This window comes from Agrobacterium tumefaciens (assembly GCF_013318015.2).
GTDB lineage: Bacteria > Pseudomonadota > Alphaproteobacteria > Rhizobiales > Rhizobiaceae > Agrobacterium > Agrobacterium tumefaciens.
The window spans coordinates 2088777-2110606 of record NZ_CP115841.1 but is presented as its reverse complement, the minus strand read 5'-3'; the positions used below and the strand labels follow the sequence as shown (position 1 = coordinate 2110606).

The window sequence follows — 21830 nt, the reverse complement described above, 5'->3', positions numbered from 1 at the left end:
ATAGTTTAATCGATTCCGCAAGTATGGCCGTGATGCGTGGAACCTTCAAGGAAGGTTTGCGAGCCGAGATCGGCAAGTCGGGGAGCCGGCATCCTGCCGGCGGCGCTTCGGGTGATTGAATTCTGATGGAAGTATGGGCTTCGGGAATTCTCCCGAAGCCGCAGAGGTTGCGACAGCCTATTTCGGTAGCCGGGTTTTCAGGGAGGTCACGATGCGCTTGGCAAGCCCCTCATAGTCCTCATCGAAATGGTGGCCACCTTCGATGCCGACCGTCTCCACGCCCTTTGCCTTCAGGCCGGGGCAGGGGTCTTCATCCTCTTCCTCCGTGCCATAGACGCATTGCACCAGCTTCGGATCGATCTTGACGATGTCATCGATGGTCTTGCCGCCCTTGCCTTCGCCGGCAACGCCGAGCCAGCCCTGGACGGAAATCTCGAAATCGACTTCGGTCGAAAGTCCAAGCAGCGTCAGCTGCACGACATGCGATTTCGCGCGTTCGGGCAGGAGATTATAGGTGGCGGGAATGATATCGGCGCCAAAGGAATAGCCGATCAGCACGACGTTCCGAACCTTCCATTCCTTGCGGTAGGTGTCGATGATGCGTGCAAGGTCATTGGCCACTTCCTGCGGTTGTTTTTCTTTCCAGAAGTAACGCAGGGCATCGACGCCGATCACAGGTATCCCCTGCTTTTGCAGCGCGCCGCCGACTTCCTCGTCCAGATCGCGCCAGCCGCCGTCACCGGAATAGATCACCGCCATGGTGTCCATCGCCGGGCTCGTTTCGAGAACCGTGATCGGCAGGCCTAGCGGGCTGCTGGTGTCGCCCGCCGCATCGACCTTGTCGGACAGGGTCTGGGACAAAATCTCATCCGCCTTGCCTGTCACATCAGTCACTTCGATATCGGGATGAAGCTTCACCAGGGCGTTAACGTGGTCGCGGCCCTTCTGATCCGCATCGGGCGTGAACAGCACGCTGACAGGAGCTGGCAGCGGGCCATCGGTCAGGCCATAAACCGTTTCACCGTCCACCTTGTCCTTGGTGGCGGGGGTGCAGAGTATCTTCTCAAGCGGCAGGCCAGCCTTGGGGTCGACCGCGATGGCTTCCTGAACGGTGGAGACCGGGCTTTGCGCGATCATGGCGAGCGCCAGCGTTCCGCCCTTGCCGATGCCGGTGAGGATAGGCTGGCGATAGCTGGCCGTCCCGGCGGTGCGCTGGATCTGCTCCGACAGCGACTCGATGTCCGAGATCATATAGATACACTCGTCATCATCGGCCTCGAGCGCCTTCAGATATTCCTTGAAATCGATGCCGACCACCGCGGCACCCTTTTCCACCAGTGCTTTGGCGCGTTCTTCGTCGGTGCCGGTCCATCCGTCCGCATCGGAAATCAGGAAGACGCTGGCGAGAATTTCGCCATCAGGCACCATGATGTGCTCGGCGGGGATCATGCCGGTGTCATAGGCTGGCTTGTCCTGCGAAAAGGCGGCACTGGAAGCAAACAACGGGGAGAGGAACAGGGCGGAAGCGGCAAGGGCTGCCTTCAGCATGCTGTATTTTCTCATTTTCCGATCACTCCTCTGACACCGCCACTGATCAGAACCGTCGCGTCCATCAGCGCCAGAGCGGCGTCTGCGCCATTCTGTACGGCGAGGTAACGCGGTTCCCATTTCGGGTGGAACTTCGTCTTGAACGCACGAAGGCCCTTAAAGTTGTAGAAACGTTCGCCATGTTCGAAAAGCGTGCTGCCAATGCGGTCCCAGACCGGTGCCGCATCGCGCTTCGACATGCCGGACATGGGTGCCATGCCGAGATTGAAGCTTTCATATCCCGCCTCGCGCAGGTGCTGCATGATGCTGACGAAGAGGAAATCCATCGAGCCGCGCGGTGCATCCGGTGAAAAGCGCATGAGATCGACGGTGGCTTCCTTTTTCGTGTCCGTCACCATCAGATTGGCGAAGGCGGTGATCTTGCCATCCTTGCGCAGCACGGCGACGGGCTGGGAGAGAATGTAGTTGGGCTCGAACGCACCAAGAGAAAATCGCTTTTCCCTTGTATTGTGGTGGGTGAGCCAGCCATCCGAGACCTGCTTGAGATCATCCAGAATATCGGCAACATGCGATTGCTCGACAACTTCGAAGGTCAGCCCGTCGCGGGCGCCGCGGCTCAGTGACTGGCGAAGGGTCGCGAGCTTGCCGCCCTTCAATTCGAATGCGGTAAGATCGACCAGCGCCAGTTCGCCAAGCTTGAAGGCACGCAGGCCCGCATCGGCGCAATGGGACAGGAGGAAGGGCGAAATCTGGTAGAAGGCGGCGCGCGCACCCGCCGAACGGGCGGATTCCACGAATTGCCAGACCAGATCGGGAAAATCCTCCTCGTTACCGACGGGGTCGGCGAAGGCTATCCATGATCGGCCCTGAATGCCGTACATGATGAAGGCGCTGCCGCTTTCCGAGAACATCACATGCTTGTCGCCCATGCGCACCAGATTGGCATCGGCCGAATCCTGCTGCATGACGATGTCGGTTGCACGTTCAACGTCTTCCGGCTGGATGGAATCCGGCTTGAAAGTGACCGGCCGCATCAGGCTGAAAATTGCAATGGTGGAGGAAGCGAGCACCAGGCCGAGAAGGGCGCGCAGACCGCGCGGGGCTTCTTCGGAGAACTCGAATTCCCACCACAATGTGTGGCTGTAATCGGTGTCGCGGTAGACGAACAGAAGGATCGTTGCCGCGCCGGCGATGATGACGGCCATAGCGGCGAGCCAGCTCGGTCCCAGCGCCTGTTTGACCAGCGAGGCATGACGGTTGAAGCTGCGCATATTGAGGGCGAGCGCCGCGATGAAGATGCCGAGGAAGATTGCCTCGAAAACGGCGATCGCCTTCACCAGCGACAGGATGAGCGCCAGCGATGCGGCGACAAGGGCAATCCACCACGCCCCATCCAGCCGCTGCCCGAGGCCGCGGGAGGCGACAACGAGGCCAAGGCCGAGAATGCTCGTCAGAAAGTGCGCCGCCTCGATGATCGGCAGTGGCACGAAATTCGACAGGAAATCCAGATTGCTGCCGGGCGTCGGAGTCACGCTCGAAAAGATCAGCATGGTGCCGAGAATAATCGCGAAGGTGGAGAGCAGCGGTGGCGCCAGCCGCACGGCAAGCTGGCTGATATCGGAGACCACCGGCTTGGCCGCGAACTGCTTCATTTCGGAAACGATCATCACCAGAATGGCAACAACCAGCGGCAGGACGTGATAGATGACGCGATAAAGAACGAGGCTTCCGAGCAGCTGATCGACGCTGATCGCGTTGCCGAGCCCGGCTACCATGACCGTTTCGAACACACCGAGACCGGCGGGAACATGGCTGAGAACGCCAAGGCCAACGGCGGTGGCATAGATCGCGAAGAATGTCGGCCAGCCGAGATGTGTCTCGGGCAGGAGCACGTAAAGCACGGAGGCGGAGGCGGCGATATCAAAGGCGGAGACGAGGAACTGGCGCGAGGAGGTGCGGCTGTCGGGAAGGCGCAGTCGCCATTTGCCAAGCCGGATCGCCTTGCCGTTGCGGCCGACGTAGGCGGTGGTAACGAGAACGGCAATGACGGCGAGCGCTCCGCCCCTTAGAACAGTCGGGTCGAGACCGATGATGGCGGCGATGCGTGGTGCGACGATGAAGGTCGAAAGGGCGCTGACCGACAAAAGCCCCAGCCCGAAGGACAGCGTGACGAAGGCGATGACACGGGCGATGTCACCCGGCGAAAGTCCCAGCCTGGAATAGGCGCGAAAGCGTATGGCGCCGCCGCTCAAGGGGCCAAATCCAGCAGTGTTGCCGATGGCGTAAGCGGCAAAAGCGGTGGCCGCCATGGACGGGAAGCGCACCTTTTTTCCGACATATTCGATCGCGTTGGCGTCATAGAAAATCAGCGACAGGAAGCTCAGCGCCGTAAAGACCATTGCAAGAAGAATGGCCGGAAGCGAAGTGTCCAGAAGGGCTGCGATCACATCATCGTACCGCACTTCGGATGTGAGGCGGTAAATCGCAAACGTCATCATCACGAAGATGAGCGTAATGGCGATGGCCGTCAGATAGGGCCGGTTTCTGGCAAAGAAGCTTTCAACCGGGGATTCGGTAATATCGGTCTGTATAATTTCGCTCTTGTCTGCCATTTGCTTTTTCCAGCGCCAGTCCCTTGGTTGGCGAACCACAGGATTGTGTCGCTAATTCGTTTCGGTTGAGGAAATTTGCTTAGCAGAAATGCGTGACGTGTCGATGTGAAGTTTGGCGACAAACCAACGGGATTTTCGCCGTTAAAATGAAAAATGCAACCAAAAAGAGCGATGTTCAAATTTTAGATCAAAAACTCCGTGAATTAAACGTTCCGATTGCTTGGAGGCGATGTTTGATGTGATTAAACGCTTCTTTCAATTGAAGGAAATGCAAAATGAACATGCCTACAAGAATAGTAATTTCGCTGATCGCAGCCCTTTTGGTGGGCGGCGGCTACATGGCTTATGACAAGATGCGGGGCGCCGAATGGGTTGTCTCGCCGCAGCAGATCGCTGATGCGAAGGCCGGCGGGCAGGCCGGATATGAATCGCGTCCGGGAACAGTGACCGTTCTGCCGATCCGTAGCGAGACGGCGGATGTACTGCCGATCAAATGGGCCATTGCTGGTCTGGTCGCAGGCCTGCTGGCGTTTCGGTCCACGGGCAAAAAGAAAGCGGCAAAGGCCTGAGGCCTGCCGCTTCATGTCTCCGGCACGGAAGTCCGGGGAGAATGCCAAAGTCGGGGCGCGTTACGCGCCCCACGTTTTCTCCAGCACGCGTACCCAGTTGCCATGGCAGATCTTGGCGAGTGCGGCGTCGTCATAACCGCCGTTGCGTAGGGCTGTGACCAGCAATTGCAGATCGGCCGCATCCTTCATGGCTGCTGGAATGGTGGTGCCGTCGAAATCCGAGCCGAGTGCGACGTGATCGATGCCGATGCGGTTGACGATATAGTCGACATGGCGGACCAGTTCGCCAAGATCGGTAGCCGGGTTCTTCACGCCGTCCTGGCGCAGGAACAGAACGCCGAAATTGATGCCGGCAAGACCGCCTGTGTCGCGGATCGCGTCCAGCTGGCGGTCCGTCAGGTTGCGGCTGTGGTTGCACAGCGCATAGGTGTTGGAATGGGACGCCACCAGCGGTGCGTCCGAAATCTTCGCGATGTCCCAGAAACCCTGTTCGTTCATGTGCGACAGGTCGACCATGATCTTCAGTTCGTTGCAGGTCTTTACCAGCCGTTTTCCGGCATCGGTGAGGCCGGGGCCGATATCCGGTGTCGACGGGAAGCGGAAGGGAACGCCGTAGGCGAAGATGTTCGGGCGGCTCCAGACCGGGCCGAGCGTGCGAAGGCCAGCCTCGTGGAGAACATGCAGCGCATCCAGATCGGCGCCGATCGCTTCTGCGCCCTCGATATGGAAGACGGAGGCAAAGGCGCCCTCTGCCATCGCGCTGCGGATCTCGGCGGCCGTGCGGCAGACTTTCAGCGCACCGCCTGATTGTTTCTCGGCGCGGAACAGTAGGGCCGCCATGCCAAGCGTCGCCTTCAGCGCGTCCGCTTCAGCCGGTGTCGTGAAGTCGCCGTTCGCGTCCTTCTCCATGCTGGGCGAGGGGACGTAGATGGCGCAGAGGCCACCGGCCAACCCGCCCTTCCTGGCGCGCGGCAGGTCGATGTGGCCGACCGTATCACCCTCGATGAGAAGCGTTTCGGGAGAGGCATTGCCCGATCGCCATAACCGCAGAAGCACGTCGTTGTGGCCGTCGAAGACGGGTACGGTTTTTTCATCGGTCATGGTCATTCACCTTTGGATACGGGCGGGGCGCGGGCGCGCGGTCGTCAGACTTTTGAGAATTGGTAGAGGAAAGGTCAAGGTCGGAGCAAATGCAATCCGTGCATAGGCTCTGCCAAATTTGGAATTGGTCGCGCCTCGTTTGCTCGTGGTAATCGCGGGAAAACATAAAAAAAATGACTGGATTGGGGCGAACCCATACCGTTTCCGAAAAATAAGGTCCGAAAGGGGATTTTCGATGATTTCAAGACGCAACCTGCTGATTGCCGGCGCTGCTGTACCGTTCCTGTCCTATGCGCACATTCCGGCATTTGCTGCGACACCCAAGGATATTCTGGTGGTCGCGCAGCAGCTGGACAACATGACGAGCCTTGATCCGCATGAGGGTTTCGAAGCCGTCGGCGGTGAAATCATGTCCAACATGTACCAGAAGCTGGTGCGGGCGAACCGTGAAGATTCCACCAAGGTCGATCCGGTCATCGCGAAGTCCTGGGAAGCCGATGCGGAAAGCAAGGTTTTCACCTTTGTGATCGGTGACGATGCGACCTTCTCGAGCGGTGCGAAAGTGACCGCGGAAGACGTGGCCTTTTCTCTGCAGCGCGCCATCAAGATGAACAAGAGCCCGGCCTTCATCATCGGCCAGTTCGGCTTCACGCCTGACAATGCCGAAACGACCATCGTTGCCGCCGACGAAAAGACGGTGAAGCTGACGACGGCAAAGCCGACCGCAATCTCGTTCCTGCTCTATTGCCTCTCCGCCAATATCGGCGCGATCGTTGAAAAGAAGGCCGTGCTGGCAAATGCCTCGGGCGAAGACCTCGGCAATGGCTGGCTGCAGAAAAACAGCGCCGGTTCCGGCGATTTCATGTTGCAGGCCTGGAAGCCGAGCGAGAGCGTAGCGCTCACCGTCAACCCGAATGGCCCCTACAAGGGTAACATCAAGCGCGTCATCCTGCGCCATGTCACCGATCCGTCTTCCCAGCTTCTGATGTTGCAGAAGGGCGATATCGACATTGCCCGCGACCTGACCTCGGAACAGCTGCGTACCGTCCAGAACGACGCCAACATCGAGTTGCAGCGCAAGAGCATCGCCTCGCTGGTGCTGATCTCGCTCAATCAGGGCAATGAGAACCTTGCCAAGCCACAGGTCTGGCAGGCCATCAAATGGGCGCTGGACTACAAGGGCATGCAGGAAAACATCGTGCCGCTGACGCACAAGGTTCACCAGAGCTTCGAGCCGGAAGGTTTCCCCGGCGCCGTTAACGACACGCCGTACCAGCGCGATGTCGAAAAGGCCAAGGCGCTGATGGCGGAAGCCGGTCTTGCCGACGGTTTCGAAATCACCATGGATCACTATTCCGCCCAGCCTTACCCGGATCTGGCGCAGGCTATCCAGGCAAATCTTGCCGATATCGGCATCAAGGTGCGTCTGCAATCTGCCGAGAACCGTCAGGTTCTGACCAAGATGCGTGGCCGCGAACACCAGATGGCGCTTTCCGCCTGGGGCACGGATTACTTCGATCCGCATTCCAATGCCGATGTCTTCAACATCAACAAGGACAATGGCGACGACGCCAAGTCCAAGCCCTTCCTGTGGCGTTCGCGCTTCAAGAACGACGACTTTGCCGCGAAGGCAGAAGCCGCCCGTGACGAGAAGGACCCGGCAAAGCGCATCGAGCTTTATGAAGCGTTGCAGCGCGAGCACATGGAAAACAGCCCCTTCGTCTTCATGTTCCAGACGACGAAGACGGCCGCGTTCCGCAAGGGCGTTTCCGGCTTTGAACTCGGCGTTCTCTCCGAGGGCAATTCCTACCACGATGCTAAGAAAGCGTAACATTGAACAAGCGCGTCAAAAGCATATCGTCGACACTGAGCAGCGTCATTCTGACGCTGTTCGGGTTGATGGTCATCACCTTCCTGATCGGGCGCGTCATGCCTGTCGATCCTGTCATCGCGGCAGTCGGCGACAACGCGCCTGAAGACGTCATCGTGCGGGTTCGGGCCGAAATGGGCCTGGACCAGCCACTGGTCGTTCAGTTTTTCCACTATGTGTCGCAGGTGCTGCACGGTGATTTCGGCAATTCCATTCTGACCCGCAACCCGGTCTGGATCGATATAAAGCGCGTTTTCCCCGCCACCTTCGAGCTTGCTACGGCAGCACTCGTTCTCGCGGCGCTGATCGGCATTCCGCTCGGCGTATGGGCCGCCGTGAAGCAGGGTAAGTTGACGGACCAGATCATCCGCGTCGTCTGCCTTGCCGGCCATTCCGTGCCCGTCTTCATGCTGGCGCTGATTTCGCTGCTGGTATTTTACGCCACGCTTGGCGTCGCACCCGGACCGGGCAGGCAGGACATCATCTATGACGGCATGATCTCGCCGGTCACGGGCCTGATGACGGTCGATACGCTGCTTGCCGGCGACTGGGACGCGTTTTACGACGCCATCGCCCATATGGTGCAGCCCGTCTGCATCCTTGCCTATTTCAGCATGGCCTATATCACCCGCATGACACGCGCCTTCATGATCGATGCGCTGAAGGGCGAATATGTCATTACCGCCCGTGCCAAGGGGCTTTCGGCAATGACCGTCATCTGGGGGCACGCCTTCCCGACGGTTGCCGTACAGCTCGTCACGGTTCTCGCACTCACCTATGCCGGCCTTCTGGAAGGTGCCGTGGTGACGGAAACCGTCTTCAGCTGGCCGGGCCTTGGCCAATATCTCACCGTCTCGCTCATGAACGCGGACATGAACCCTGTCGTCGGAGCGACCCTGTTGATCGGCCTGATCTATGTCGGCCTCAACCTGCTCGCAGACGTACTTTACCGAGTAATGGATCCCCGCGTTCGATGATGTTAGCAACTTTCAGAAACTGGGCTCTGGATGAGACGCCGCATTCCCGCAGGCAGGCTGCCTGGGGAAACCGGTACCGCATCTGGCTGAACCTCAAGTCCAATCCGCTGGCGGTGGTCGGTCTCACGATCATCATCGTCTTCATTGCGCTGTCGCTGCTGGCGCCGTTCATCGCGCCTTACGATCCGGCCGCGCAGAACCTCGGCAACCGCCTTGCCTTCCCGAGTGCCGAGCACTGGTTCGGCACGGATGAGCTGGGTCGCGACATTCTTTCCCGCATTCTTTATGGTGGTCGCGTCACGCTTGGCATGGTCATTGCCGTCGTCGTTCTCGTTGCGCCGATCGGTCTCGCCATCGGCTGCATCGCCGGTTATTTCGGCGGTATCGTCGATACGGTGTTGATGCGGGTGACCGATGTGTTCCTGGCCTTCCCGCGCCTCATCCTGGCGCTTGCCTTCGTCGCGGCGCTGAAGCCTGGCGTCGAAAGCGCCATTCTCGCCATTGCGCTCACCGCCTGGCCGCCCTATGCGCGTCTCGCTCGCGCCGAAACCATGACGGTTCGCGGCAGCGATTTCGTTGCGGCCTACCGGCTGACAGGCGCTTCCGCCTGGCGCATCATCGCCCGTCACATCGCGCCGCTCTGCGTGCCGAGCCTCATCGTGCGCATCACGCTCGACATGAGCTCGATCATCATCACCGCCGCAAGCCTCGGCTTCCTCGGCATGGGCGCGCAGCCGCCTTCGCCGGAGTGGGGTGCGATGATTGCGACGGCCAAGCGCTTCATCTTCGAACAATGGTGGGTCGCCACCATTCCGGGCATCGCCATCTTCCTCGTCTCGCTCGCCTTCAACTTCCTTGGCGATGGTCTGCGCGACGTGCTCGACCCGAAGGGACATTGAGCCATGCTGGTCGAAATCGAAAATCTGAAGATCGCGTTCCAGACCCGCACCAGCCGCTTCGAGGCGGTGCGCGGTGTTTCCATGAAGCTCGGAACAGAAAAGCTCGGCATCGTCGGTGAATCCGGTTCGGGCAAGAGCCTCACGGCGCGCGCGCTGATGAAGCTTCTGCCCTCCAATGCTGATATCAGGGCCGACAAGCTCTCCTTTGACGGTATCGACGTGCTTTCCGCCAGTGAAAAGCAGATGCGCCAGATCCGAGGAAAACGGGCAGGTTTCATCCTTCAGGATCCGAAATATTCGCTGAACCCGGTCAAGACCATGGGTGCACAGATCGCGGAAGCCTGGCGCGCCCACAAGGGCGGCAGCAAGCGTGCGGCCATGGAGGCGGCAATCGCTCTGCTCGATCAGGTGAAGATCCGCAATCCGCGCCAGGTCGCTTCGTCCTACGCTCACGAGGTTTCCGGCGGCATGGGCCAGCGTGTCATGATCGCCATGATGCTGGCGCCTGATCCAGAGCTTCTGATCGCCGACGAACCGACAAGCGCTCTCGATGCCACGGTGCAGGCGGAAATCCTGCGGCTGATCGAGGAGCTGGTATCGGAACGCGGCATGGGTCTCATCCTCATCAGCCACGACCTGCCGCTTGTCTCGCATTTCTGCGACCGCGTGGCTGTCATGTATTCCGGCCGGGTGATGGAGGAACTGAAAGCTTCCGAACTCCTGAAAGCACAGCATCCTTACACGCAGGGTCTCTTGAACTGCATTCCCTCGCTGACGCATCCGCGCGAGCGTCTTCCCGTTCTCAACCGTGATGCAGCGTGGTCCAGCCTATGATCGACGTCGAAAATCTCCGTATCAAGTTCGGCGACCGTGAAGTGGTGAAGGGCGTGTCCTTTTCGGTGGAAAAGGGCGGCAGCTTCGGCATCGTTGGCGAAAGCGGCTCGGGCAAGTCCACCATCCTGCGCGCCATGGCCGGCCTTAATGAAAGCTGGGAAGGCCGCATCGCCTTTGCCGGCAAGGATGCGCCGCTGAAGCGCACGCCGGAATTCTTCCGGCAGGTGCAGATGGTGTTTCAGGACCCCTATGGTTCGCTGCATCCGCGCCAGACCATCGACCGCATTCTCAGCGAATTGCCGTTGGTGCACGGCATGGACAATATCGAAAAACGCATCCAGCAGGCGCTATCGGATGTGGCCCTGCCGCAGTCGGTGCGCTTCCGTTACCCGCACCAGCTCTCCGGCGGTCAGCGTCAGCGCGTGGCGATTGCGCGTGCTTTGATTGCCGATCCGCAGGTTCTGCTGCTCGATGAGCCGACTTCGGCGCTCGATGTTTCAGTGCAGGCGGAAATCCTGAACCTGTTGCAGGATCTGCGGGCGGCGCGCAACCTCACCTATATCCTCGTCAGCCACAATCTGGCTGTTATCGCGCATCTGTGCCCACAGGTGGGCGTGATGCTGAATGGTGAAATGGTCGAGCAGCTGAATGCAGGCGATCTACGCGAAGGCCGCACGAAACACCCGCATACAGAAGAGTTGCGCAGCCTGAGTATCCGGTTGGAAGAGCCGGCTTGAGCCCGCGTCGCACATAAATCGAGCGGATGCTGCTCGCTTCTTCTCCCCACCGGGGAGAAGGTCGCGGCAGCGGTATGAGGCTTCCCACAAGACCCACGAAGACACGAGACCGAACAATGTCACAGCAATTCGACTGGAACGCCGCTTCAACGCTTGCCGAGAGTTTCGTCTCGCAATGGGCCGGCAACGAGCCAGGCGGAGCAGTGATCGGTTTCGATCTCAATGGCATCCGTTTTGCCCATGCGGGCGGGGTTGAGAGCCTTTCGACGTTTGCGCCGTTCACGCCGAAAAGCGTGGTGCGTTACGCATCCGTCACCAAACATGCCTTCTGCGCCATGGTGCTTGCCCATTCCGATCTGATCGGGCTTGACGATCCGCTCGGAAAGCATCTGCCGGAGCTGCAATCGCCACTCCGCGACGTCACTGTCGGGCAGGCGCTGGATATGAGCGGCGGGTTGCCGGACACGCGCGAATGCCTCTCGCTGCTTGGTCTTTCCGTCTACACCGAAACGAAGGCCGGCCCGCTTCTAGACTATCTGTCGCGGCTGACCCGGCTGAACTTTCCGGCCGGCAGCGAGGTTTCCTATTCGAATACCGGTTATCGTCTGGTCGAGGCGGCGCTGGAGCGCCATGGTTTCCGTTTTGACGATTTCGTGCAGACGCAAATTGCCGGACCGTTCGGTGTTTTCCTGAAGGCGCCGGACGTCTGGAACGATCCGGTGGACGGATTGGTGCCGGGTTACTGGAAGGCTGAGAGCAACTGGCAACTTTCGGCGGCGGGCCTGCATATTTCCGCTTCCGGCAGTCTTGCCGGCAGTGCCGAAGCGCTGACCCGCTGGCTGCAGGGGCTGATGCGGGGAGAGGGCAGCTTTGCCGGCGTTCTGGACGGGCTTTCCACCGAGCGGCGGCTCGCCGATGGACGGATGAGCGAATATGGTCTCGGCCTGCGCTGGTCACATCTCGGCGACAGACGTTTCGTCGGTCATGGCGGTTCGCATCCTGGCTACAAGACGTACTTCCTTCTCGATCCGGAAAACGGCACGGGTTTCGTCGTGGTATCGAACCGCGAGGATACCAACGGCTTCAAGATTGCGCTGGAAAGCATGGCGGCCCTGACCGGTCTGCCTTTACCCAAACCCGCCGCCAGCTTGCCGGAAGGCCTCTATGTCACCGAAAGCGGACCGTGGTGGCTGGAGATCAAGGGCAGTACCTCGACCTTCATCGATGGCGACGACACGCTTTATGAAGATGCCGATGGCTGGGTGTCATCGCGCTCCGCATCCTCTCCGATGCTTCTGAGGCTCGAGGGCGACGCGATCGTCGGCGAGGCAGGCCACGCCGCTCGTCGGTTCCTGCCGGTTGGTGACCATGCGGTGCCCGATGAGCTTTCCGGATCTTGGCGCTCTATCGAAGGGGCGGAATTTACGATTTCCGGTTCGTCGCTGACCATGGGTATCGGTCCCACGCGCCGCTCCATGCCTTTGACGGCGCTCGGCAATGGTCGCTTCCTCTTCACGCTCTCGGACGGGCTGTGGACGAAGCGCATCTGCCTCAATCAATTGAGCGACAGCCGGATAGAGCTTGTGGCGAGCCGGGCGCGAATGATCGAATATTCAAGAAGCCTTTAACAGGGTTTCAATCAGCTGCTATTGCTCCTAATAAAGACCCTTGTTCCAGCTAAAGGCCGGTTCAACATCTTTGTGGGAGAACAGGCCCTTGGAAGTCAAATGGCTCGAGGATTTCCTGGCGCTGGCCGGAACGCTCAATTTTTCGAAGGCGGCGGAAGAGCGGCATGTGACGCAATCCGCTTTCAGCCGGAGGATCAAGCAGCTGGAAGCCTGGGTGGGCGCGACGCTGGTCGATCGCGCTTCCTATCCCTCACGGCTGACCGAGGCCGGGGTGAAGTTCGTTCCGGTGGCGCAGGAAACCCTGAAGCAGCTTTACCACGCCCGTCGCACCCTGTTGCAGGAAGACGGTGAGGATGCCAGAACAGTGCGGCTGACGGCGCTGCACACGCTGTCTTTCACCTTCTTCCCGGACTGGCTGAAACGGGTGAACGAGAAGGCGGGACCGCTGTTTTCGGTTCTGCGGCCTGATTCCGGCAGCATGGAGGAGAACCTCAATTCGCTGGTGGACGGGCAGAGCGATTTCCTTCTGACCTACGCCCACCCCGAAGTGCCGATGCTGCTCGATGCGCAGACCTTCGAATTCCGCGTGCTTGGCGCGGAAAACATCATTCCCGTTTCCGCCCCCACAGAGGACGGCGCACCGCTGCACAGCCTGACGGAAAGCGCGAAAAAACCCTTTGCCTATCTGGATTACGAAAAAGCATCGTTCTTCGGGCCGCTGTTGCGCGATCTCCTGAGTGCGCGCCTGCCGAAATTCGAGCGGGTGCATGAGGGCAGCATGTCGGTGGGGCTGAAAGCCATGGCGATGGCGGGATGGGGTGTTGCCTGGGTGCCGGAAAGCCTGATGCGGCACGAGCTGGATAGCGGCGCGCTGGTGCGTGCCGCCGATCACTGTTTCGATATTGCCGTGGATATCCGGCTTTATCGTTCCAAGGAGAACCGCCGTCCCGTTGTCGAGCGCATATGGGCGGTTCTCGAAGATTGATCCTGGTCAGATCGCGGTGCGGTGGGCGTTTTCGAGATAGAGCGCGCGCAGGCGTTTCACCATCGCGCCTGGTTTGCCATCACCCACCGGCTTGCCGTCGATCTTCGTCACCGAAACCACGAAGTTGGAGGCGCTGGTCAGGCAGGCTTCGTCTGCGTTCATCGCTTCTTCCAGCGTGAAAGGCCGTTCTTCCAGCGTGAAACCGGCCTCCTTGGCCAGTTGCAGGGCGGCAAGGCGGGTGCAGCCGGGCAGGGTCTTGTTGCTGTTGCCGCGGGTGATGATCTTCCTGTCGCCGGTGATGATATAGGCGGTGGAGGATGCGCCTTCGGTGACGAAACCATCCTCGATCATCCACGCCTCATCGCAGCCTTCAGCCTTGGCGATGCGTTTTGCCATGACCTGCGGCAGCAGGCAGACGGTCTTGATATCACGGCGCGCCCAGCGCTGGTCGGGAACGGATTTGACCGCAATACCGGTCTCTTCCACGGCGGTGCCGACGAGTTTTTTGGCCTGCGTGAACATCACCAGCGTCGGCTTCAAATCGGCGGAAAACAGGAAGTTGCGGTCTTCCGCGCCGCGCGTCAGTTGCAGGTAGATCATGCCTTCGACAAGGTTGTTGTCGGCAATCAGGCGACGTTCGGCCTCGACGATTTCCTTTGTTGTGACCGGCAGCGGTACGTCGATTTCGCGGGCGCTGCGTTCCAGCCGCGCCATGTGCAGGTCGCTGTCGATCAGCTTGCCTTCGAGAACGGAGGTGACTTCATAAATGCCGTCGCCGAACAGGAAGCCGCGGTCGAAGATGGAAAGGCGGGCTTCCGCCTCGGGCAGGAATTCGCCGTTGAGGTAAACGATGCGACCGGGTTGGCTAGTCATGAAAACTCCGTCTGGAAAAGTCAGGCTGAAAGAAGGGTTTTAAGGGTATCGATGCAAATGGCCTCAACCGTTGCGGCCTTGCCGGTTCCAGCGTTGAAGCCTGATGTTGTTGTTGCCGCGCAGAGCGAATTGAGGATCGCCTCCTCGGTTGCCTCTATTGCGGCTTCGAAGAGCGGCGAGATCGCATCGTTGGAGAGCTCAGGATAGTCTGTAACTGCCTTACGGCGTGCGGGCGTGCGGCGAAGGCGCTCGTTGGTGGAAAATGCCAGCGCATAATCGCCGGAACCATTGCTCAATGCCGCACCGGTGCGCGAGAGGCCGCCGAAGCTCCTAGCGGCCAAGCGCTTCAAATTGCGCGACGACAGCGGCGCATCGGTTGCGACGATGATGACGATGGAACCGTCCTTGTCCCTGTGCTCCGGGCTCACATAGGGTTTGCCGCAGACGAGAAGATGGCCGCCATAATTGGACTGCACGAGAACGCCGAGCGTGAAGGTTTCTCCGGCAATCGGTACCATGCGGGATGCGGTTCCGATGCCGCCCTTCATGCCGAAAGCCACCGTGCCGGTTCCGGCTCCAACGCCGCCCTCGGCCACCGGGCCTGCGGCAGCGTTTTTCAGCGCGGTGGAGATTTCCTCGATGGTCGGGCGACCGGCGCGGATGTCGTTGAGCCGGGAATCGTTGGTCTCTCCAACGACCGCATTGATGGATACCACCTTCTCATTGCCTGGCTGCGAAAGCGTATGGCGGTTGATCGCCTCAATTGCCCGGCCGGTTGCAAGCGTATTGGTGAGGATAACAGGGGTTTCGAGTTCGCCCAGTTCCTCGATCTGTGTCGAGCCGGCAAATTTGCCAAAGCCGTTATAGACCGCAAAACCCGCAGGCACCTTGTCCTGAAAAAGATTGCCGCCATGCGGCAGGATCGCGGTTGCGCCGGTGCGGATCGTGTCGCCTTCGATGACGGTCGAATGGCCGATCGTCACGCCTTCGACATCGGTGATGGCATTGAGCGGGCCGGTCTCGAAATGGTCGGGCGGCAAGCCGATATCGCGCAGTCTCGGGCGGGTCGTCTGATGCATCGGGCGATCACTTTTGCGGAATGCAGGCTGAAGGTGGAACAAGCGCGGCTTGCGAAAAGCTTTGCTCTGACTTGACGTTAGCCTAGTTCGCCGGGAAACGGCATCGCAAAAATGGAATAGTTTTATGCGGGCAATGGATGCGCTCAGAAGGCGCGTAGCGCCGGTCCCCGTTCACGCTCCCGCTCCAGCCATTGCCGCATGGCTTCCTCGGTCTCTTCGCGTGTGGGCGCCCTGATGCGACCACCGAAGGCGGTGCATTTGAGCGCAGCGGCAACGGAGGAGAGCCGGATGGCGGCGCGGCTTTCCATGCCTTCGGCTATGGCAAGCGCAAAGGTGCCGTGGAAAATGTCGCCTGCCGCCAGCGTATCCACCGCCTTGACCTGCATCGTTTCCTGAAAATGGACAGTGGGATCGCCAGCTTCCGTCCACCAGCAGCCTGCCGGTCCGGCGGTGACGGCGATGAAGGTCTGCGGGTAGCGGACGTGCAGCACTGGCAGCATGTCCTCTACCGTCTCAAGCCCCGTCAGCCGGGCAGCGGCGGGTTCGGAAAAAACGATGTGGGTCGCGGCGGGTGCGAGCTTTTCGAGGATTTCAACCGGCGCAACGTCGCCGTCGAGAATGGCGTGTTTGCCGAGCGCGCGTGCCACATCAAGAACCTCGAGCGCCAGTTCCGGCCAGCGCACATCCACCAGCACGGCGTCGTAAGCGGCGAGGTCCGCTGGTGTGCAGGAGCGCTTTTTCTCATGCAGCCTGTGATCATAAAAAGGCACGATCAGCCTTTCACCGCGATCATCGATAATGATCGTGGAGAGTGCGGAGCGTGCGCCGGCGGCGACTGTCATGCCTGTGGTGTCGATACCGCTTTCGGCGAGATCGCGCAGGATGCGGGTTCCGGTCTCGTCGTCGCCCACCGCACCCCAAAGGCTGGCGCGCCCGCCCATGCGGTGCACCGCATAGGCTGCGCTGGATGCCATGCCCTCGGCGATCTGCAACATTTCGTAAGGCAGGACCTTGCCTTCGCCCTTTGGCATGTCATGGACGCGAAACAGGGTGTCGAGCACGGCTGCACCCACGCACAGCACATGTTTGCGGCTCTCGTGTTGGCTGTCCATGCCCGTCACCCTATGTCTTTGTCTTACGCAATTTTACTCGGCATGCGCCTTAGATGCGCTTGCCGGTTGCCTTGTCGAAAAGGTGAACCATTTCCGGGTCGATGGCGATATGGATCGTATCGCCGAACCGCACGTCCAGCCGCTCACGGAACAAGCAGGCGATCTCGTCGCCCTTGCAGTTCAGCTTGGCGTAGATTTCCGAGCCGGTGCCTTCGACCAGTTCGACCCGGCCTTCGATACCGCCGCTTGCTGCACGGATATGTTCCGGGCGCACGCCGTAGACGAGGTCGCGGCCGCCCAGTGCGGCAATGTCGCTGTTGGCGGGCAGGGGAAGGCTTAAGCCCTTCACGGTGCGGAACACGCCTTCTTCGACGCGTCCACGAATGAAATTCATCGCAGGCGAACCAATGAAACCGGCAACGAAGAGGTTGGCCGGACGGTCGTAAAGCTCGAGCGGTGCGCCGATCTGCTCGATCACGCCGTCATGCAGCACCACGATCTTGTCGGCCATGGTCATGGCTTCCACCTGGTCGTGCGTGACGTAGATGGTGGTGGTGCCGATGCGCTGGTGCATGGCCTTTATCTCGCCGCGCATCTGCACGCGCAGCTTGGCATCGAGGTTGGAAAGCGGCTCATCGAACAGGAAGACCTGCGGATCGCGCACCAGCGCGCGTCCCATGGCTACACGCTGGCGCTGGCCGCCGGAAAGCTGGCGCGGATAACGGTCGAGCAGCTTGTCCAGTCCCAGAATGGCGGCAGCCTTGTCGACCTTGGCCTTGGTTTCGTCGGCGCTCACCTTCTTCAGCTTCAGCGCGAAGCCCATATTATCCTTCACCGTCATGTGCGGATAAAGGGCGTAGTTCTGGAAGACCATGGCGATATCGCGGTCGCGGGCGGGCAGGTTGCTGACCTCGCGCGTGCCGATGTGGATTTCGCCGTCGCTGACTTCTTCCAGGCCGGCAATCATGCGCAGCAGGGTGGATTTGCCGCAGCCGGAAGGGCCGACGAGCACGACGAATTCCCCATCCTTGATATCGATATCGATGCCGTGGATGATGTTGACCGCGCCGAAGCGCTTCTGGACGTTTAGAATATTGACCGGTGCCATATGGATGTTCCCGTATTTCTAATTTGTTGATTCAGCCGCCCTTGACGGCGCCGGCGGTCAGGCCCGCCACGATCTGTTTCTGCGCGAACATGGTGAGCAGCAGCACCGGCAGCGTCACGATCAGCGCGGCTGCGGCAAGCGGTCCCCAGCTCACCTGTTCGAAGGAGAGCATGTTGTAGACCGCCACCGGCAGGGTGCGCGTTTCACGGCTGGCCAGCACGATGCCGAAGACGAAGTTGTTCCACGAGAAGATGACCGCCAGAATGAAGGAGACGACGATGCCGGGCTTGGCAATCGGCAGCGCCACCAGCCGGAACACCTGCCAGGAGGATGCGCCATCGATGCTTGCCGCTTCTTCCAGTTCCTTCGGCGTGGTTTCGAAATAACCGATCATGATCCAGACCACGATCGGAACCGTCACCACGAGATGGATGATGATCTGCGGCCAGAGCGTGCCGAGCAGGTTCAGCCATTGGAACAGCAGGAATAGCGGAATGAGGAAGGAGAGGCCGGGCGTCATACGGGCGATCATGATGACGACAGCCGACTTTTCCGCCTTCAGTCGGGCGATGCCGTAACCGGCAGGCACGCCGATCACCAGCGCCAGAATGGTGGCCGCACCGGTGACGAGCACCGAATTCCAGAAATAGAGGAAGAAATTATTCTCCTCGAACACCTTCACATAGTTCGACCATGCGAAACGCTCGGGGATGAGGATCGGCGGATAGGCGCCGTTGTCGATTTCATATTTCAGCGATAGCGAAATCATCCAGATGAAGAACAGGATGACAGGCGAAATCATCACCAGCGCCACGAAAAACAGGCCGATGCGGTCGAGGTTTTTACGTTTGAGCAATTGGCGAGCCATCAGCGATCCTCCATCTCGTTCCATTGCGCACGCTGGCGCACCATCAAAAGCACAAAGGACAGCGCCACGATGATGATGAAGAAGACGACGGCCATGGCCGAGCCGTAACCGATGTCGTAGTAGGAAAACGCCGTGTTATAGAGGTAGATGTTGATGGTTTCCGAGGCCGTGCCGGGTCCGCCCTGCGTCATCGCGTAGATGATGTCGAAGCTTTTGACGGCATCGATGGAGCGGATGATGACGGCGATCATCAGGAACGGCGCGATCATCGGCATGGTCAGGTAACGAAACTTCTGCCAGGCGTTGGCGCCATCGATTTCGGCGCTCTCATAGGGTTCGCGGGGTACTGCAGCCAGCCCGCCGAGCACGATCAGCATGACGAGCGGCGTCCATTGCCAGGTTTCCACCAGCACCAGCGAGGGGATGACGGTGGACTGGTTGTAGATCCATTCCAGCGGTCCGATATGGATGAAGGACAAGAGATAGTTCAGAACGCCGAGCTGCGGGTGGAACATCATGGTCCAGACGAGCGCGATGGCGACCGGGGTCGCCATCATCGGCATCACGAACACGCCGCGCAGAAAACCGCGCAGCGGAAACTGCGCATCGAAAACCAGCGCCGCCAATGTTCCCAGAAACAGCGGAGCGACGACCGACAGCACGGTATAGATGAGGGTGTGCCAGAGCGATTCCCAGAATCTCACGTCGCTTGCGAGCCTTATATAGTTATCGAAACCGATAAAGCTCTGCTCCTGTCCGAGCGTCCAGCGATGCACGCTCATCCACAGGGTGAAGACCCACGGAAAAACGATCACCGCCGAGATGACGACAAGTGCCGGTATAACGAAAGGCCAGTAGTTGGGAGCAAGCCTTGCGAGCCTGCTCCTTTCTTTCCGGCTGGCGCCTGTTTTGGTGTTTTCGATGCTCACGGAGGCCATTATCCCTCGCTACGCGCCAGAACGGGTGCGAACTGTTCCGTCGCTTTTTTCAGCTCAGCTGCCGGGTCGGCGCCGCCGATCATGTTGGTGAGGCCGACGCCGTAGATGTCGCGGAATTCCGTGACTGGAATGATGACCGGCAGGGCAAGCTGCGAGACCTTGCCGGAACCGACGACCGCATCCAGCCAAGCGGCCGGCATCTTCACGCCCTCACGCACCTTCTGGTCTTCGAGGATGGACTGGCGGAACGGAACGCCTGCACCCGCCTGCAACAGGCGCGCGCCCATGTCGTGCGAAATCGCCCATTGGCAGAAGAGGTAGGCCGCTTCCTTCTTGCTGCTGGCTTCGACGACACCGAGGCCATCGCCGAAGGTGCCGGCCGCCTGTACTGCCGGGCCCTTCGGCATGACACCGTAACCGACCTTGCCGACAACGCGGGATTTTTCCGGGTTTTCGATCGGCGGTGCAAAACCGACGCCATCGAACCACATGCCGATCTTGCCCTGAAGGAAGGCAGACTGCGCTTCGGCCCAGTTGAAGCCGGAAACGCCGGGAGGGGCGGCTTTGGTCATCAAGCGTTGATAGAGTTTCGCGGCCTCGACCGCTTCCTTGGATTCGGTGTCGACCTTTCCGTCCGCGCCGATCGGCTTTGCGCCGTAGCCCAGCATCAACGAAGTCCAGACCGGGGTGTTGGCATTTTTCAGGCCGCGGGCGACGAAACCGTAGGTGTTGGTTGCGGGATCGGTGATCTTTTCCGCTGCCGTCACCAGTTCCTCGAAGGTCTCAGGGTATTTCAGGCCCTTGGCTTCGAAGAGTTCCTTGTTCCAGTAGACGATCCAGTAATCCACCGAGAAGGGCAGCGAGCGCAGCACGCCGTCGCTATCCTTGGCAAACAGCATGCCGGCTTCTGCGAAATCCTTTTCGACGAGGGACGGATCGGTCAGCGACGGGTCCTTCAGGAAGCCGCTGATATCGGCCAGCCACTTGCCTTTTTCGAACTGTCTCTTCTGCACGTGGTAGCTCAGATGAACGACGTCGAAGCTCGGCTTGCCGGAGGAAAGCTCGATTACCACCTTCTGGCGCTGCTGCTGTTCAGGCGTTGCTTCGGCATTGACCTTGATGCCGGTCAGTTCCTCGAATTCGCCCAGATATTTGATCAGCGTTTCGCTGCGCGGGCTTTTGACCAGGTTGACTTCAAGCGTGGTGCCGGCGTGTTTTTTCCAGTTCACCGCCGCCGATGCGGGGCGGATGCCGAGCACCGCGCTGCCACCGATCGCTGCCGTGCCTGCCAGAAAGGCGCGACGCGTGGGGTTGAGCAATGAATGCGTCATGTCAGTTCTCCTCCAGTTAGCCGGAAATTCTCCTCACCTCCGGCTTGTTGCTTATTTTCATGCAATTCCGGCCAGGACCTTTCTTCTGCCCTACTGGAATTGCCCTATACTGCCAGCGCCCTGTCCCTTGCGTTGCGGATATGCGCGGTCAGCCGCTCCACGGCGTCTTCGACGGATCGCTTCTCAATGGCTTCGAGAATGGCAAGGTGTTCTTTCATCACCGATTTGACATGGCCTGCGATGCGAAAGCGCTCCTGATTGATGAGGCGCATCTTGATGGAATTGACCCTGTAGGCGTTCGAGATGATCGAGTTGCCGAGACTATCGATGAAGGCGTCGTGCATGCCCCAGTCCACCTGCTGCGCGTGCTGGTCCAGCTCCGGCGATTCCCCACCGTTTTCCGTCGCCTCGACGATATCGCGGTGCTGTTTCAACAGCTTGGCGATGGTCTCGTCCGAGGCCGAACGCGTAAAGAGCGCCACGGCCTCCTTCTCGAGAAAGATCCGGAACTGGAACGCCTCGCGGATGAGGTTGATGTCGATATGGGCGACCTGCAATCCCCGCTGCGGCACGGTCTTGATCAGACCTTCCGCCTCCAGCCGTGGAATTGCTTCCCGGATCGCGCCCAGCGGCAGACCCGTCAATTCCACGAGGCGGCGTTGCGAGATGAATTGTCCAGGGCGAACGTCGCGCGAGAGAAGGTGATGCGTAAAGCTTTCATACGCCCGTTCCCGCAATGTCTGTTCGCCGGTATCGTCCAT

General features: G+C 59.8%; 19 protein-coding genes. 8 read left to right on the top strand and 11 right to left on the bottom strand.

Translation table 11 applies throughout. The features are described 5' to 3' along the window. Positions 1–177 precede the first annotated feature (177 nt). Together G6L97_RS10470 and mprF are read right to left on the bottom strand one after the other, a co-directional pair. The gene (locus G6L97_RS10470; RefSeq protein WP_111783458.1) at positions 178–1548 is read right to left on the bottom strand and encodes a virulence factor; all 1371 of its coding nucleotides are present in this window, start codon (positions 1546–1548) and stop codon (positions 178–180) included. 11 nt (positions 1549–1559) lie between these two features. Continuing rightward, positions 1560–4160 (bottom strand): bifunctional lysylphosphatidylglycerol flippase/synthetase MprF, encoded by a 2601-nt coding sequence (mprF, locus tag G6L97_RS10465; protein ID WP_013636789.1) that lies wholly within the window; start codon positions 4158–4160, stop codon positions 1560–1562. Positions 4161–4435: 275 nt separating this feature from the next. Here mprF and G6L97_RS10460 point away from each other — a divergent pair, with 275 nt between their 5' ends. Next, on the top strand, positions 4436–4729 hold the full coding sequence (locus G6L97_RS10460; protein ID WP_003514125.1) for a hypothetical protein: 294 nt from the start codon (positions 4436–4438) through the stop codon (positions 4727–4729). A gap of 60 nt (positions 4730–4789) precedes the next feature. On the opposite strand, the gene G6L97_RS10455 is transcribed toward G6L97_RS10460, so the two are convergent. Then, a complete protein-coding gene (locus tag G6L97_RS10455) occupies positions 4790–5830 on the bottom strand; it encodes a dipeptidase (RefSeq protein ID WP_013636788.1) in 1041 nt (346 codons plus the stop codon). Between the two features lie 235 nt (positions 5831–6065). Here G6L97_RS10455 and G6L97_RS10450 point away from each other — a divergent pair, with 235 nt between their 5' ends. The 7 genes from G6L97_RS10450 (at position 6066) to G6L97_RS10420 (ending at position 13760) form a co-directional block, all read left to right on the top strand. Beyond that, entirely contained in the window at positions 6066–7661 is a 1596-nt protein-coding gene (locus G6L97_RS10450) for an ABC transporter substrate-binding protein (protein WP_003514121.1), read from the top strand. 2 nt (positions 7662–7663) lie between these two features. Then, the gene (locus tag G6L97_RS10445; protein WP_111783460.1) at positions 7664–8677 is read left to right on the top strand and encodes an ABC transporter permease; all 1014 of its coding nucleotides are present in this window, start codon (positions 7664–7666) and stop codon (positions 8675–8677) included. After that, entirely contained in the window at positions 8674–9576 is a 903-nt protein-coding gene (nikC, locus tag G6L97_RS10440) for a nickel transporter permease (RefSeq protein ID WP_003514116.1), read from the top strand. Before G6L97_RS10445 ends, nikC begins: the two co-directional genes overlap by 4 nt. 3 nt (positions 9577–9579) lie before the next feature. Next, the gene (locus tag G6L97_RS10435; RefSeq protein WP_003503986.1) at positions 9580–10410 is read left to right on the top strand and encodes an ABC transporter ATP-binding protein; all 831 of its coding nucleotides are present in this window, start codon (positions 9580–9582) and stop codon (positions 10408–10410) included. Beyond that, the gene (locus G6L97_RS10430) at positions 10407–11147 is read left to right on the top strand and encodes an ABC transporter ATP-binding protein (RefSeq protein ID WP_111783461.1); all 741 of its coding nucleotides are present in this window, start codon (positions 10407–10409) and stop codon (positions 11145–11147) included. The genes G6L97_RS10435 and G6L97_RS10430 overlap by 4 nt, the downstream gene beginning before the upstream one ends. A 116-nt stretch (positions 11148–11263) precedes the next feature. Continuing rightward, positions 11264–12775, top strand: a complete 1512-nt coding sequence (locus G6L97_RS10425) for a serine hydrolase domain-containing protein (protein WP_111783462.1) — start codon at positions 11264–11266, stop codon at positions 12773–12775. Positions 12776–12863: 88 nt separating this feature from the next. Beyond that, positions 12864–13760: a LysR substrate-binding domain-containing protein gene (locus G6L97_RS10420; protein ID WP_111788421.1), complete on the top strand. Its 897-nt coding sequence runs from the start codon at positions 12864–12866 to the stop codon at positions 13758–13760. Between the two features lie 6 nt (positions 13761–13766). On the opposite strand, the gene G6L97_RS10415 is transcribed toward G6L97_RS10420, so the two are convergent. The 8 genes from G6L97_RS10415 to G6L97_RS10380 all read right to left on the bottom strand — a co-directional run bounded on the left by G6L97_RS10415 (position 13767) and on the right by G6L97_RS10380 (position 21830). Further along, positions 13767–14633, bottom strand: coding sequence for a D-amino-acid transaminase (locus G6L97_RS10415; protein WP_111783464.1), 867 nt, complete (start codon positions 14631–14633; stop codon positions 13767–13769). A 20-nt stretch (positions 14634–14653) separates the two neighbouring features. Further along, positions 14654–15712, bottom strand: a complete 1059-nt coding sequence (locus G6L97_RS10410) for a P1 family peptidase (RefSeq protein ID WP_111783465.1) — start codon at positions 15710–15712, stop codon at positions 14654–14656. 143 nt (positions 15713–15855) lie between these two features. After that, positions 15856–16824 (bottom strand): sugar kinase, encoded by a 969-nt coding sequence (locus tag G6L97_RS10405; protein WP_111783466.1) that lies wholly within the window; start codon positions 16822–16824, stop codon positions 15856–15858. Positions 16825–16873: 49 nt separating this feature from the next. Continuing rightward, positions 16874–17932, bottom strand: coding sequence for an ABC transporter ATP-binding protein (locus tag G6L97_RS10400; RefSeq protein WP_019565059.1), 1059 nt, complete (start codon positions 17930–17932; stop codon positions 16874–16876). Positions 17933–17963: 31 nt separating this feature from the next. Next, positions 17964–18800, bottom strand: coding sequence for a carbohydrate ABC transporter permease (locus G6L97_RS10395; protein ID WP_003504003.1), 837 nt, complete (start codon positions 18798–18800; stop codon positions 17964–17966). Then, positions 18800–19738 carry a carbohydrate ABC transporter permease gene (locus G6L97_RS10390; protein ID WP_111783467.1) on the bottom strand — a complete coding sequence of 313 codons (939 nt, stop codon included), beginning with the start codon at positions 19736–19738 and terminating at the stop codon, positions 18800–18802. Before G6L97_RS10390 ends, G6L97_RS10395 begins: the two co-directional genes overlap by 1 nt. After that, positions 19738–21069, bottom strand: a complete 1332-nt coding sequence (locus G6L97_RS10385) for an ABC transporter substrate-binding protein (protein ID WP_003514099.1) — start codon at positions 21067–21069, stop codon at positions 19738–19740. The genes G6L97_RS10390 and G6L97_RS10385 overlap by 1 nt, the downstream gene beginning before the upstream one ends. A gap of 104 nt (positions 21070–21173) precedes the next feature. Further along, positions 21174–21830, bottom strand: coding sequence for a GntR family transcriptional regulator (locus G6L97_RS10380; RefSeq protein ID WP_003504009.1), 657 nt, complete (start codon positions 21828–21830; stop codon positions 21174–21176).

Excerpts from the sequence above, each read along its gene's own strand:
- G6L97_RS10470 (WP_111783458.1), bottom strand. The coding sequence starts at position 1,548 with ATGCTGAAGGCAGCCCTTGCCGCTTCCGCCCTGTTCCTCTCCCCGTTG.
- mprF (WP_013636789.1), bottom strand. The coding sequence starts at position 4,160 with ATGGCAGACAAGAGCGAAATTATACAGACCGATATTACCGAATCCCCG.
- G6L97_RS10460 (WP_003514125.1), top strand. The coding sequence starts at position 4,436 with ATGAACATGCCTACAAGAATAGTAATTTCGCTGATCGCAGCCCTTTTG.
- G6L97_RS10455 (WP_013636788.1), bottom strand. The coding sequence starts at position 5,830 with ATGACCGATGAAAAAACCGTACCCGTCTTCGACGGCCACAACGACGTG.
- G6L97_RS10450 (WP_003514121.1), top strand. The coding sequence starts at position 6,066 with ATGATTTCAAGACGCAACCTGCTGATTGCCGGCGCTGCTGTACCGTTC.
- nikC (WP_003514116.1), top strand. The coding sequence starts at position 8,674 with ATGATGTTAGCAACTTTCAGAAACTGGGCTCTGGATGAGACGCCGCAT.
- G6L97_RS10435 (WP_003503986.1), top strand. The coding sequence starts at position 9,580 with ATGCTGGTCGAAATCGAAAATCTGAAGATCGCGTTCCAGACCCGCACC.
- G6L97_RS10430 (WP_111783461.1), top strand. The coding sequence starts at position 10,407 with ATGATCGACGTCGAAAATCTCCGTATCAAGTTCGGCGACCGTGAAGTG.
- G6L97_RS10425 (WP_111783462.1), top strand. The coding sequence starts at position 11,264 with ATGTCACAGCAATTCGACTGGAACGCCGCTTCAACGCTTGCCGAGAGT.
- G6L97_RS10415 (WP_111783464.1), bottom strand. The coding sequence starts at position 14,633 with ATGACTAGCCAACCCGGTCGCATCGTTTACCTCAACGGCGAATTCCTG.
- G6L97_RS10410 (WP_111783465.1), bottom strand. The coding sequence starts at position 15,712 with ATGCATCAGACGACCCGCCCGAGACTGCGCGATATCGGCTTGCCGCCC.
- G6L97_RS10405 (WP_111783466.1), bottom strand. The coding sequence starts at position 16,824 with ATGGACAGCCAACACGAGAGCCGCAAACATGTGCTGTGCGTGGGTGCA.
- G6L97_RS10400 (WP_019565059.1), bottom strand. The coding sequence starts at position 17,932 with ATGGCACCGGTCAATATTCTAAACGTCCAGAAGCGCTTCGGCGCGGTC.
- G6L97_RS10395 (WP_003504003.1), bottom strand. The coding sequence starts at position 18,800 with ATGGCTCGCCAATTGCTCAAACGTAAAAACCTCGACCGCATCGGCCTG.
- G6L97_RS10390 (WP_111783467.1), bottom strand. The coding sequence starts at position 19,738 with ATGGCCTCCGTGAGCATCGAAAACACCAAAACAGGCGCCAGCCGGAAA.
- G6L97_RS10385 (WP_003514099.1), bottom strand. The coding sequence starts at position 21,069 with ATGACGCATTCATTGCTCAACCCCACGCGTCGCGCCTTTCTGGCAGGC.
- G6L97_RS10380 (WP_003504009.1), bottom strand. The coding sequence starts at position 21,830 with ATGGACGATACCGGCGAACAGACATTGCGGGAACGGGCGTATGAAAGC.